This window comes from Leisingera aquaemixtae (genome assembly GCF_001458395.1).
GTDB classification, from domain to species: domain Bacteria; phylum Pseudomonadota; class Alphaproteobacteria; order Rhodobacterales; family Rhodobacteraceae; genus Leisingera; species Leisingera aquaemixtae.
The window spans coordinates 89,322-101,347 of record NZ_CYSR01000002.1 but is presented as its reverse complement, the minus strand read 5'-3'; the positions used below and the strand labels follow the sequence as shown (position 1 = coordinate 101,347).

Genomic DNA, 12,026 nt, shown 5'->3' with positions numbered 1-12,026 from the left:
ATGACAAATATGAACCCTCCCGGACTGATGATCTCCGCGCCCTCCTCGGGCACTGGCAAGACCACCGTGATGCTGGGCCTTTTACGGGCGCTGGCCGAGGGCGGTCTGACCGTGCAGCCCTACAAGAGCGGACCGGATTATATCGACCCGGCCTTCCACCTGGCAGCGGCCAAACGGCCCAGTTTCAACCTGGACACCTGGGCGATGGACGGCGCGCTGCTGGATGCGGTCTCCAGCCAGTCGGCAGGGGCGGAAATCTGCATCGGTGAAGGCTCGATGGGCCTTTATGATGGCGTCGCAACCCGCGGGCAGTCGGGCTTTGGCTCCTCTGCCGAGACCGCCAAGCGGATGGGCTGGCCGGTGGTACTGGTCGTCGATGTGGGCGGCCAGGCGCAGTCGGCGGCGGCAACCGCGCTGGGATTCAGGAACTACGACCCGGAGCTGCCCTTTGCCGGGGTGATCCTGAACCGCGTGGCAAGCCCGCGCCATGAACGCCTGACCCGTCTGGGGATGGAGAAGGCTGGTATCAAGGTGCTGGGCTCCCTGCCCCGCCGCGGCGATCTGACCCTACCGGAGCGGCATCTAGGCCTGATCCAGGCGGTTGAGCATCCCGATCTGGAAGCCGCCATCGCGGGCTACGCGGCCTTCCTGCGCGACCATGTGGACCTGGAAGCAATCAAGGCCGCGGCCCTGGCGGGCCAGGCGCCCGCCCCGGCCAGCCTGCCGGAACCGCCCGCGCAGCGGATTGCGCTGGCGCGCGACGCGGCGTTTTCTTTCACCTACCCGCATCTGCTGACCGGCTGGCGCGCAGCGGGGGCGGAGATCCTGCCGTTTTCGCCGCTGGCGGATGAGGCCCCGGCGGCGGATGCCGATCTGGTCTGGCTGCCCGGCGGCTACCCGGAGTTGCACGGTGGCACGCTGGCGTCAGCAGAAAATTTCCGCGCCGGTGTCCAGAAACACGCCGAGACAAAGCCGGTGCATGGCGAATGCGGCGGCTACATGGCCCTGGGCGAGGCGCTGATCGACAAGGAGGGCAACCGGCACCAGATGCTGGGGCTGCTGGGCCTTGTGACCTCCTACGAGAAACGCAAGTTCCACCTCGGCTACCGCCGCGCCATTCTGCAGGCAGAGATGCCAGGCTTTGTTGCAGGCACCGCGCTGCGCGGGCATGAGTTCCATTACTCCACCATTCTGGAAGAACCCGACGCGCCGTTGGCGCAGGTCATGGATGCCGACGGCGGCCCGGTGCCAGAGACCGGCTCCATCAAGGGCCATGTGACCGGCACCTTCTTCCACCTGATCACGGGAGAGCGCACATGAGCGGTTTTGTGAGCTTCGTCTCCTCCGGCCCCGGCGACCCGGAACTGCTGACGGTCAAGGCGGTGAAGCGGCTGGCGGCGGCGGATGCGGTGCTGTTCGACGATCTGTCCTCCGGCCCGATCCTGAGCCACGCGCGGGCCGATGCAGATCTGGTGGGCGTGGGCAAACGCGCAGGCCGCCCCTCGCCCAAGCAGGACCATGTAAGCCAGCTGCTGGTGGATTATGCCCAGAGCGGCCTCAACGTGGTGCGGCTGAAATCGGGCGACTCCGGTGTCTTCGGGCGGCTGGAGGAGGAAATGACCGCGCTGCGCGAGGCGGGCATCGGGTTCGAGATCGTGCCGGGTGTGACTGCGGCTTCGGCGGCGGCAGCGGCGGCGAATATCCCGCTGACCCGGCGGCTGACTGCGCGGCGGCTGCAGTTCATCACCGGCCATGACGTGACCGGCGGCCTGCCGGATGATCTGAACATGGCGGCGCTGGCCGATCCCCATGCCACCACCGTGGTCTACATGGGCAAGAGCACCTTTGCCGCGCTGGCGGAGAAACTGATGGAGGCAGGCTTGCCAGCCGAGACCCACGCGCTGGTGGCACTTGGCGTATCCACGCCCGAGCAGAAGCTGTCCTGCCACAACGTGGGCGAGCTGCCCGCGGTGCTGCGCGCGATGGAGACCAAGGCGCCGGTGCTGATCCTTTACGGGCCGCTGGCCGACCAGGACCTGCCCGGCGCATGACCCCGCCAACCCTCACCCTGTGCCGCACCTGCCGCGACGCGGACCCCGCCCTGCCCGGGCAGGTCGCCGCGGCGCTGGAGGCGGCGGGAGTTGAGGTGCGGCTGCAGCAGGCGGACTGTATGTCCGGCTGCCAGCGGCCGCAGACGCTGGCGGTGCGCCAGAGCGGCAAGACCGCCTATCTGTTCGGGGAGATCACCGCAGAAGATCTGCCGGACGTCCTGACCTTTCTGCGCATGTATCAAGACAGCGCTGATGGCAATTTTGCCAACGCAAGACCGCTGGGCAATTTGCGGTTCAAGGCGATTGCCCGCATTCCGGCCGATCTGGCGTGATCCGCCTGCGGCGGGCGGGGGCAAAATTCCGGCGCGGAATTTTGGCCGGAAAGTTTGAATTTTCCGGCCTCCCTGGCCGCGCGCTCTTGTGCTGTTTTCTTGGTCCCGCGTGCCGCTGAAGGGCACAAATCTGGCGGATTCTTTCTTGACCAGACTCAGGCCCGCGGGGCATTACCATCTGATACGGTGTCTGATGGTGCCTAAGCATCGGGACTGAAACGGGAATGAGGACGGTGGACCAAATCGCGGCACCGAAGCCTCAACCGCCCCCGCGACTGTGAGCGGCGAGCGGCCTTCCACTAGCCACTGGCGCAAGCCGGGAAGGAGGAAGGCAGCAGCGACCCGCGAGTCAGGAGACCGGCCGTATGGGAACGCAACTTATACCGTCGGGTGTGACGGTGAGGAGGACAACAAATGACGACCAAGACGCTTAAGGCTTCTGCCGCTGGCACCAGTGTAATTCCGGCACTGTTCGCCGTGGTTCTGGGGCTGGGGATCATCACGCTGACCGGCCATGTTCAGGCATCTGCCCTGCACGACGCTGCTCATGACGTGCGCCACGCAACTGGCTTCCCCTGCCACTAAGGCCATGTTCAGTCGCATTCTGACCAGCGGCCTGTTCGCTGGCGCTGCAGCAGGGTTGATTACCGCCCTGCTGCAGCTTTATTTCGTGCAACCCGTGCTGCTCCACGCCGAACTCTACGAGGGCGGCGACCTGGTGCATTTCGGCGCTGATCCCGTAACCGCGCATCCTGACCTGCCCGGCATATTCACCGAGCCCATGCGCGATGGCCTCAGCATCATCTTCACCATGCTGACCTACACCGGCTATGCGCTGGTAATGGCGGCGCTGATGTCGGTGGCCGAGCGCCAGGGCCATGAGATCAACGCCCGCACCGGCCTCCTGTGGGGCCTGGCGGGTTTCATCACCTTCCACTTTGCGCCCGGCCTGTCGCTGGCGCCGGAGGTGCCGGGTGTTGCCGCCGCTGACATCGGCGCGCGCCAGATCTGGTGGACAATCACCGTAGCCGCCGCCGGCGTGGCCATGTGGCTGATCGCCTTCGGCGGAAACCTGGTGAGCTACCTGATCGCGGCCCTCTTGCTGATGGCCCCGCACATCATCGGCGCGCCCGAGCCCGAGAGCTTCTCCGGCCCGGTTCCGACCGAGATCGGCGCACTGTTTGCCGCCCGCGCCTTTGGCGTCGGCATGGCCGCCTGGGTGCTGCTGGGAAGCTTTGCCGGGTACTTCTGGCAAGCAGAAGGCAAACGCGCAGAAGCTGCCGCCTGATCCTAGCCTGACATGATCCCCGCCGGTCCCAACCGGCGGGGACTTTCATTTCCAAGGATTCCGATATGTCCCGCTCTCTCGCTCTTTTCGCCATCGGCCTGGTGTTCGGCGGCGGCGCCGGTTTTGTGATCGCCGCCGGCAATGGCGTGACCTTTGACGGCCATGACCACGGCGACCCGGCGCACCACGGCGGCACTTCTGCCGGAATGGCGGCGCATGACCATTCCCAATCGGTCAGCCTGCCCGCAGGCCCGGATGCCCCCAGCGTTGCCATCCAGCTGCACAAGGACCCGATGGCCGGCTGGAACCTGCAGGTGATCCCGCAGAACTTCCGCTTTGCGCCCGAGAACGCCTCCGCCGCGGACGCGGACGGCGAAGGCCATGCGCATGTCTATGTGAACGGCGAGAAACTCGCCCGGCTTTATGCCGGCTGGATGCATCTGCCCGCCCTGCCCGGCGGAGCCGAGGTCACGGTCTCGCTCAACACCAACAGCCACAGCCAGCTGGTGGTCGACGGCCAGCCGGTGGCGGCCACGCTGACCGTGCCGGCAGGCGGCGAAGGCTCCTGACCGCCATTCCAGGCTTGCAACACCAACGGCGCGGCTCCATAGGGGGCCGTGTTTTCACGTGAAAGGCCCCGTCATGATTGAGCTTTCCCTGATTGGCATCGGCACCGGCAACCCGCAGCACATCACGCTGCAGGCGATCGAGGCGCTGAATACGCAGGATCTGATCCTGATCCCCAACAAGGGCGCGGGCAAGGACGACCTGGCCGGGCTCAGGCGCGAGATCTGCAACCGCGCGATCAAGGGCGATGGCCCCAAGATCGTGGAGTTTGCCCTGCCGGTGCGCGACGAGGCCACCAAAAGCTACCGCCAGCGGGTGGACGACTGGCACGACGCCATCGCACAGATCTGGTGGCGTACCTTCACCGCCAACCTGCCCGACGGCGGCAAGGCCGGGTTTCTGGTCTGGGGCGATCCGTCGCTTTACGACAGCACCATGCGGATTGCCGAGCGGCTGAAGAAGCTGGCAGAGGTCAAGCTGACGGTCATCCCGGGCATCACCTCGATCCAGGCGCTGACCGCGGCGCATGCCATCCCGGTCAATGAGATCGGCGCCCCATTCACCATCACGACAGGCCGCCAGCTGCGCGAAACCGGCTGGCCGGACAGCGCGGATACGCTGGTGATCATGCTGGACGGCGAGTGTTCCTTTCAGGCCATCGGCCCGCAGGGGGTAGAGATCTTCTGGACCGCCTATGCCGGGATGGAGAACCAGATTTCCGTCGCCGGGCCGCTGGCGGAGGTATCGGAAGAGATCATTGCAACCCGCGCCAAGGCGCGTGCAGAGCATGGCTGGATCATGGATATCTACCTGCTGCGCAAGGGCTGAGTCCGGCGGCGCACCTGCTGGCGTCTGATGGGCAAGGCTGCTGGGCTGAGTGGCGGGGAGACAGGGATTCGAACCCTGGGAACGCTCTCACGTTCAACGGTTTTCAAGACCGCCGCATTCGACCACTCTGCCACCTCCCCGGTCCGTCAGCGGTTTAGGATGCAACGCTGGGCGAGGCAAGCGGAAATCCGTGCCGCAAGAGAAAACTGCGGGCCCCCGCCGGCCGCGCGGATTTATGCCGTCCTCGCGGGTTTCCCTTGTGCCGCTGCCTGTCAGGGTTTTCATGGCCGGATGTGCAGGCTATCATGCGCCAACCAAGAAGACCGGGCATTCCGGCGGGGGCGCAGAAGCGCCGCGGGCACAGGCAAGGATGAGAGCATGAAAGACACCATGTCGAAAGCAATGACGGCCCCGCGCGCCGCCGCGGCGGCCGTGGGCCTGCTGCTGCTGGCAGGCTGCGAGGACGGGCCGAAACTGGGCTTTCTGCAACCCAAACCCAAGGCCGAAGGCGCCGTCCAGGCCTCCAGCAGCACCAAGCTGGTGGAGCGCGACGTGGAAGCGCCCGAGGTGTTTCAGGTGACTGAAGCGGGCCTGTGGGACGGCCGCCCCTCGATCGGCGGCGTCTGGGTGGCGCATCCCGATACCAAGGATCCGGAGCGGGTGATCATCCGCAACAATGCCAACGGCCAGTTCGTGATCGGCGCGCTGTTCCGGCGCGAGCGGGAAATTCCGGGACCGCGGCTTCAGGTTTCCTCCGATGCGGCGGCGGCCCTGGGCATGCTGGCCGGGGCGCCGGTGGAGCTGAACGTGACCGCCCTGCGGCGCGAGGAAATCGCGCCGGAACCGCAGCTGGAAGAGCAGGCAGGCGATGGCGCCGCGCTGCCGGAGGCCGCGGATGTGAATGAGGCCGCGCTGGCGGGCAGCGCGATCACCGAAACCCAGCTGGACCCGATCACCGGCGCGGCTGCCGCTATTGACGCCTCCGCCCCGGCGCAGGCCGCGCCTGCCACGGCAGAGCCCGCTGCCGCCCCTGCCCCCAAGCCGCAGAAATCGTCGCTGAACAAACCCTTTATCCAAATCGGCATTTTCAGCGTCGAGGCGAACGCCAAGCGGACCGCCAACGTGATGCGCAGCGCGGGCATGGTGCCGGTGGTGCGGGAACAATCCTCCAGCGGCAAGACGTTCTGGCGCGTGCTGGTCGGCCCGGCACAGAACAAAACCGAACGCAGCCAGCTGCTGAAAAGCGTAAAGGAAACCGGATTTGCGGATGCCTATGCTGTCACTAATTGAACGAAACACCATTTTCTTGCGCCACGCTCTGAAATCTTCGCTGCGGCTGGTGCTGGCAGCGGGCCTTGCGCTCAGCCTGCCGGCGCTGCCGGCTGCGGCCTTTGATACCAGCGCGCGCGCGGCTTATGTGCTGGATGCGGGCACCGATACGGTGCTGCTCTCCAAGAACGCCGATGTGCCGCTGCCGCCGGCCTCCATGTCCAAGCTGATGACGCTCTATGTGGCGTTTGAAGCCCTGCGCGACGGGCGGCTGACGCTGGACGAACGGCTGCCGGTGAGCGAGCACGCGATGAGCTATGGCGGCTCGACCATGTTCCTGGACACCACCGACCGGGTCCGGGTCGAGGATCTGCTGCGCGGCATCATCGTGCTGTCGGGCAATGACGCCTGCGTGGTGATCGCCGAGGCGCTGAGCCCCGATGGCACCGAGGCCGGCTTTGCCCGCTACATGACCAAGCGGGCCGAGGATCTGGGCATGACCGCCTCGACCTTTGCCAATTCCAACGGCTGGCCTGCCGCCGGGCACCGGATGTCGGTGCATGATCTGGCGGTCCTGGCCGAGCGGCTGATCGAGGACTTCCCGGAATACTACCCGCTGTTTGCCGAGACCACGTTTGAATTCGACGGCCGCGCGCCCTCCAACATCCGCAACCGCAACCCGCTGCTGCGGCTGGGCATCGGTGCTGACGGTTTGAAAACCGGCCACACCGAGGAAGCGGGCTATGGCCTGGTCGGTTCCGCCAAACAGGGTGACCGGCGGGTGATCTTCGTGGTCTCGGGCCTCGACACCGAGCGCGGCCGCGCCGAGGAGGCGGAAGCCATTGTTAACTGGTCGTTTCGCCAATTTACCAAAAAGACCGTCGCCAAGGAGGGTATCGCCATCGCCGAAGCCGAGATTTGGCGGGGGGCCGAGCAATCGGTAGGGCTGGTGCCGGCCAAGGATCTGGAAATCCTGCTGCCGTCGCTGTCGGCCAACACCATCCAGGGCGAAGTCGTCTATAACGGCCCGATCGAGGCACCGGTGAAGAAGGGCCAGCGTCTGGCGGAACTGGTGCTGCAGCCGGAGGAACTGCCGGAGGTGCGGCTGCCGCTGGTGGCGGAAAGCGACGTGCCCGCGGGCGGCTTTGTGGTGCGGGTCAAGACCGCGGCGCAGGTGCTGATCAAGCAATTCCTGACCGGTCCCGAGGGGGCGCTGTGACGGCGGGCGGCAAGCGCGGCTTGTTCATCACCTTCGAAGGCATCGACGGCTCCGGCAAATCGACGCAATGCCGGCTGCTGGCCGAAGCCCTGCGCGCGGCGGGCCGCGATGTGGTGCTGACGCGGGAGCCTGGCGGCTCCCCCGGCGCGGAGGAGATCCGCCGCCTGGTGCTGGAGGGCGATCCTGACCGCTGGTCGGCGGAAACCGAGCTGTTGCTGTTCATGGCGGCGCGGCGGGACCATCTGGAGCGCACCATCGAACCCGCCCTGGCGGCGGGCAAGGTGGTGATCTGCGACCGTTTTGCCGACAGCACGCGGATGTATCAGGGCCTGTCGCGCGGCGACCTGCGGGCGGCGGTGGACCAGATGCACAGTCTTATGATCGGGCGCGAGCCGGACCTGACGCTGCTGATCGATATGGACCCGGCCGAGGGCCTGGCCCGCGCCAAGGGGCGGCAGGGCAAGGAAGAGCGGTTCGAGGATTTCGGCGTGGAACTGCAAGAAAAGATGCGCGCCGGTTTCCTGGCGCTGGCGCAGGAGTTTGCGGACCGTTTCCGGGTGGTCGATGGCGCCCGCCCGGTCGAAGACGTGGCCGCCGACGTGCGCAGGCTGGCAGAAGACGCGCTGGAAGGAACCGGGGCATGAGCGCTGGCGATGAGCTGCCGCGCGCCGACCAGGCCGAGGGCGCGCCGCACCCGCGCGAAACCCGGCAACTGATCGGTCAGGAGGCGGCGGAACGCGATTTCCTGACCGCCTACACCTCCGGCCGCCTGCACCACGGCTGGCTGCTGACCGGCCCGCAAGGGGTCGGCAAGGCGACGCTGGCCTGGCGGATTGCGCGGTTTCTGCTGGCCACGCCCCCGGCGGAAGAGGGGCTGTTCGGCGCCCCGCCCCCGCCGCAGACGCTGGACATTGACCCCGAGCATCCGGTCTCGCACCGTATTCAGGCGCTGGCAGAACCCGGTCTGGCACCGATCACCCGCTCCTACGACGACAAGGGCAAGCTGCGCAGCCAGATCGTCGTCGACGACGTCCGCAAGCTGAACCGGTTCTTCGGCCTGTCGGCCACCGATGGCGGGCGGCGGGTGGTGATCGTGGACGCCGCCGACGACATGAACGTGAGCGCCGCCAATGCGCTCTTGAAGATGCTGGAGGAGCCGCCGGCGCGCACCACGATCCTGCTGATCTCGCACCAGCCCTCGCGCCTGCTGCCGACAATCCGCTCCCGCTGCCGCACCCTGCGGCTGGGGCCGCTGTCTGCCCCGGACATGGAAGCTGCACTAGCGCAATCCGGTGTCGAGCTGCCGCAGAACATGGACAATCTCGCGGCCCTCGCGGGCGGGTCGGTCGGCGCCGCTTTGCGGCTGATCAATCTGGGCGGGCTCAAGATCTATGCCGAGCTGGTCCAGATCCTCGATTCAATGCCGCGGCTGGACCGGCAGCGCGCGATGGCCTTGGCCGAAGCGGCGGCGCAGCGCGGCGCGGCGGAGCGGTTTGAGCTGCTGTTGTCGCTGACAGAGATGGCGCTGGCCCGGCTCGCGCGCACCGGCGCCACCGGCGCGCCGCCAGCGCTTGAAGCGGCACCGCAGGAAGCGGCGATGCTGGCGCGGCTGTCTCCCGATCCCCGCAAGGGGCGCGCCTGGGCCGACCTCGCAGCGGAAGTGACCGCCCGCGCCCGCCACGGCCAGGCGGTGAACCTTGACCCCGCGGCGCTTGTCCTAGATACGGTTTTCAAGATGCAGGAAACCGCGTCGCGCTAGGCTTTTGGCGCGGCGCAAGCGGCACCAGAGGATACATGACCGAGACGCCCCCCCAGATTACCGACAGCCATTGCCACCTGGACTTTCCCGACTTTGAGGGACGGCTGGACGAGGTGATCGCCAGCGCGGCTGAGGCTGGCGTGACACGGATGGTGACGATCTGCACCAAGATGAAAAACGAGCCCTCCGTGCGCGCGATTGCCGAGGCGCATGCGCCGGTGTTCTATGCCGCGGGCACCCACCCGATGAGCGCCGCGGAGGAGCCGATGGTTACGGTGGACGAACTGGTGGCGCTGGCAAAGCACCCGAAATTCGTCGGCATCGGCGAGACCGGGCTGGACTATCACTACACCGCGGACAGCGCTGACGTGCAGCAGGAGTCCCTGCGCATCCATATCGCCGCCGCGCGCGAAACCGGCCTGCCGCTGATTATCCACGCCCGTGCCGCCGACGACGACATGGCGCGCATCCTGGGCGAAGAGATGAAGAACGGCGCATACAGCTGCGTGATGCACTGTTTCTCCTCCTCCGCAGAACTGGCCAAGGCGGCGCTGGACTTGGGCTTCTACCTGTCGATGTCCGGCATCGCTGCCTTCCCCAAAAGCCAGGATCTGCGCGACATCTTTGCTGCCGCCCCGGTGGAGCGCATCCTGGTGGAGACCGACGCCCCCTATCTGGCGCCGCCGCCCTACCGCGGCAAGCGCAACCAGCCGGCCTATACCGCCTTTACCGCCAGGGCGGGCGCGGAGGTGTTCGGCATGGATTACGCCGATTTTGCCGCACAGACGCAGGCGAACTTTGACCGGCTGTTCTGGAAAGCCGCCCAGTATCAGGCTGCCGCCTGATGGCAGAGATGCGCTTTACCATCCTCGGCTCGGGCTCCTCGGGCGGGGTGCCGCGGATTGGCGGTCACTGGGGCGACTGCGACCCGCAGAACCCGAAGAACCGCCGCCGCCGCTGCTCGATGCTGGTGGAGCGCGACGGCCCGGACGGAACCACCTCGGTGCTGATCGACACCACGCCGGACATGCGCAGCCAGCTGCTGGATGCGGAGGTCAGCCGCCTGGATGCGGTGGTCTACACCCATTCCCATGCCGACCACCTGCACGGGATCGACGATCTGCGCATGGTCTATTTCAACATGCGCCAGCGGATCCCGGTCTATGCCGACGGGGCAACCCAGAACGACCTGCTGAACCGCTTCGGCTATGCCTTTGCGCAGCCCGACAACTCCCCCTATCCGCCGATCCTGGACCTGAAGACCATCGGCGGCCCGTTCACCATCGGCGGGCCCGGCGGCGGCATCACGTTCCGCCCGTTCGAGGTCAGCCACGGTTCTATCGACGCGCTTGGGTTCCGCATTGGCGGGCTGGCCTATCTGCCGGATGTGTCCGCCATCCCCGACAGCGCCCTGCCGGAACTGGAGGGGCTGGATATCTGGATCCTGGACGGCCTGCGCCGCACCCCGCATCCCACCCATTTCAGCTATCAGGAAGCGCTGGAGTGGTTCGACAAAATGGCGCCCAAGCGCGGCATCATCACCAACATGCATATCGACATGGATTACGCCACGGTCGAGGCCGAGACCCCTGACCATATCACCCCCGCCTATGACGGGATGGTGATCCGGATGGAGGTCTGAAGGGGCGCACCTCAGCGCCCTTTTTCTTTTGAGGGATTTGAGGAAGCAGCGTGTTTCAAAGCCTGATTGACGTCATCCTGCCGGTGTTTCTGGTTGTCGGCGCGGGTTATGCCGCCACCGCCAGGGGGGTGCTGAGCCAGGACCAGATCGAAGGGGTGATGAAATTCGCCCAGGGCTTTGCCATCCCCTGCCTGCTGTTCAAGGCGATGGCGGAATTGGATCTCTCTGCCAGTTTCGATCCGCGGCTGCTGGCAAGCTTTTACACCGGTGCCTTCACCTGCTTTCTGATTGGCGTCTTTGGTGCCCGGATCCTGTTCAAACGGGACTGGGAAGACTGCATCGCCATTGGCTTCTGCTGCCTGTTCTCCAACTCCGTCCTCTTGGGCCTGCCGATCACCGAGCGCGCGTTTGGCCCGGACAACCTGACCGGCAATTACGCGATCATCGCCTTTCATTCGCCGTTCTGCTACGGCGTCGGCATCACTGCGATGGAATTTGTGCGCAACCGCGGCGCTGGCGGGATCAGGACCGTGGCCTCGGTGCTGAATGCGATGTTCCGCAATGTGCTGATCCTGGGGATCACGCTGGGATTTGCGGTCAACTTGTCGGGGCTGACCATTCCGCTGGTGGTGGACGAGGCCCTGTCGCTGATCATCCGCGCCGCCCTGCCCGGCGCGCTGTTTGCCCTGGGCGGGGTGCTGGTGAAATACCGGCCCGAAGGCGATATGCGGGCGATCCTGTTTGTCTGCTTCACCTCGCTGATGATCCACCCGAGCATTGTCTGGACCATGGGGTCGGCGCTGGCGCTGCCGCAGGATCTGTTCCGCTCGGGCGTCTTGAACGCCGCGATGGCGACCGGGTTCAACGGCTATATCTTTGCCAGTATGTACGGGCGGGCCAAGCGTGTGGCGGCCTCATCAGTGCTGATTGCGACCGGGGCGAGCATCCTGACCGTGTGGTTCTGGCTGCTGATGCTGAGCTGACAGAAAGGTCAGAACCTCTGCCGCAATGTTTCGCGCGCGAAACATTCGGACAGAAAGCCTGACCTTATCATTCAGATTTCATTAAGAA

The 12,026-nt window shown here is 66.1% G+C and carries 14 protein-coding genes, 1 tRNA gene and 1 riboswitch; of the genes, 14 read left to right on the top strand and 1 reads right to left on the bottom strand.

The annotated features are described in order from the left end of the window. The 7 genes from PHA8399_RS00550 (at position 1) to cobF (ending at position 5,066) form a co-directional block, all read left to right on the top strand. Complete coding sequence (locus tag PHA8399_RS00550; RefSeq protein ID WP_145976953.1) at positions 1 to 1,320, top strand: cobyrinic acid a,c-diamide synthase CobB; 1,320 nt, start codon at positions 1 to 3, stop codon at positions 1,318 to 1,320. Then, positions 1,317 to 2,051, top strand: coding sequence for a uroporphyrinogen-III C-methyltransferase (gene cobA / locus PHA8399_RS00545; RefSeq protein ID WP_058284270.1), 735 nt, complete (start codon positions 1,317 to 1,319; stop codon positions 2,049 to 2,051). The genes PHA8399_RS00550 and cobA overlap by 4 nt, the downstream gene beginning before the upstream one ends. Further along, the gene (locus PHA8399_RS00540) at positions 2,048 to 2,383 is read left to right on the top strand and encodes a DUF1636 family protein (protein WP_058284269.1); all 336 of its coding nucleotides are present in this window, start codon (positions 2,048 to 2,050) and stop codon (positions 2,381 to 2,383) included. The genes cobA and PHA8399_RS00540 overlap by 4 nt, the downstream gene beginning before the upstream one ends. 169 nt (positions 2,384 to 2,552) lie before the next feature. Beyond that, positions 2,553 to 2,763, top strand: a riboswitch (cobalamin riboswitch). 34 nt (positions 2,764 to 2,797) lie between these two features. Next, a complete protein-coding gene (locus PHA8399_RS21740; protein WP_082649410.1) occupies positions 2,798 to 2,968 on the top strand; it encodes a CbtB domain-containing protein in 171 nt (56 codons plus the stop codon). 4 nt (positions 2,969 to 2,972) lie between these two features. Continuing rightward, positions 2,973 to 3,671 carry a CbtA family protein gene (locus PHA8399_RS00535; protein ID WP_058284268.1) on the top strand — a complete coding sequence of 233 codons (699 nt, stop codon included), beginning with the start codon at positions 2,973 to 2,975 and terminating at the stop codon, positions 3,669 to 3,671. Between the two features lie 65 nt (positions 3,672 to 3,736). After that, complete coding sequence (locus tag PHA8399_RS00530; RefSeq protein WP_058284267.1) at positions 3,737 to 4,240, top strand: hypothetical protein; 504 nt, start codon at positions 3,737 to 3,739, stop codon at positions 4,238 to 4,240. Positions 4,241 to 4,313: 73 nt separating this feature from the next. Further along, positions 4,314 to 5,066 carry a precorrin-6A synthase (deacetylating) gene (gene cobF / locus PHA8399_RS00525; protein WP_058284266.1) on the top strand — a complete coding sequence of 251 codons (753 nt, stop codon included), beginning with the start codon at positions 4,314 to 4,316 and terminating at the stop codon, positions 5,064 to 5,066. A 50-nt stretch (positions 5,067 to 5,116) separates the two neighbouring features. Here the strand turns inward: cobF and PHA8399_RS00520 are convergent. Continuing rightward, a tRNA-Ser gene (locus PHA8399_RS00520) sits at positions 5,117 to 5,206 on the bottom strand. 238 nt (positions 5,207 to 5,444) lie between these two features. Between PHA8399_RS00520 and PHA8399_RS00515 the strand changes: the two genes are divergently transcribed. From PHA8399_RS00515 to PHA8399_RS00485, 7 genes are read left to right on the top strand one after another with little or no spacing between them, the layout of a single operon-like run. Then, a complete protein-coding gene (locus PHA8399_RS00515; RefSeq protein ID WP_058284265.1) occupies positions 5,445 to 6,356 on the top strand; it encodes an SPOR domain-containing protein in 912 nt (303 codons plus the stop codon). A gap of 16 nt (positions 6,357 to 6,372) precedes the next feature. Continuing rightward, the gene (locus tag PHA8399_RS00510) at positions 6,373 to 7,554 is read left to right on the top strand and encodes a D-alanyl-D-alanine carboxypeptidase family protein (RefSeq protein ID WP_439330513.1); all 1,182 of its coding nucleotides are present in this window, start codon (positions 6,373 to 6,375) and stop codon (positions 7,552 to 7,554) included. After that, positions 7,551 to 8,198, top strand: a complete 648-nt coding sequence (tmk, locus tag PHA8399_RS00505; protein WP_058284263.1) for a dTMP kinase — start codon at positions 7,551 to 7,553, stop codon at positions 8,196 to 8,198. Before PHA8399_RS00510 ends, tmk begins: the two co-directional genes overlap by 4 nt. Next, entirely contained in the window at positions 8,195 to 9,313 is a 1,119-nt protein-coding gene (locus PHA8399_RS00500; RefSeq protein WP_058284262.1) for a DNA polymerase III subunit delta', read from the top strand. Before tmk ends, PHA8399_RS00500 begins: the two co-directional genes overlap by 4 nt. A gap of 35 nt (positions 9,314 to 9,348) precedes the next feature. Further along, on the top strand, positions 9,349 to 10,158 hold the full coding sequence (locus PHA8399_RS00495; protein WP_058284261.1) for a TatD family hydrolase: 810 nt from the start codon (positions 9,349 to 9,351) through the stop codon (positions 10,156 to 10,158). Further along, positions 10,158 to 10,955, top strand: coding sequence for an MBL fold metallo-hydrolase (locus PHA8399_RS00490; protein WP_058284260.1), 798 nt, complete (start codon positions 10,158 to 10,160; stop codon positions 10,953 to 10,955). The genes PHA8399_RS00495 and PHA8399_RS00490 overlap by 1 nt, the downstream gene beginning before the upstream one ends. 50 nt (positions 10,956 to 11,005) lie before the next feature. Further along, positions 11,006 to 11,938: an AEC family transporter gene (locus PHA8399_RS00485; RefSeq protein ID WP_058284259.1), complete on the top strand. Its 933-nt coding sequence runs from the start codon at positions 11,006 to 11,008 to the stop codon at positions 11,936 to 11,938. The last annotated feature ends 88 nt before the right edge of the window (positions 11,939 to 12,026 follow it).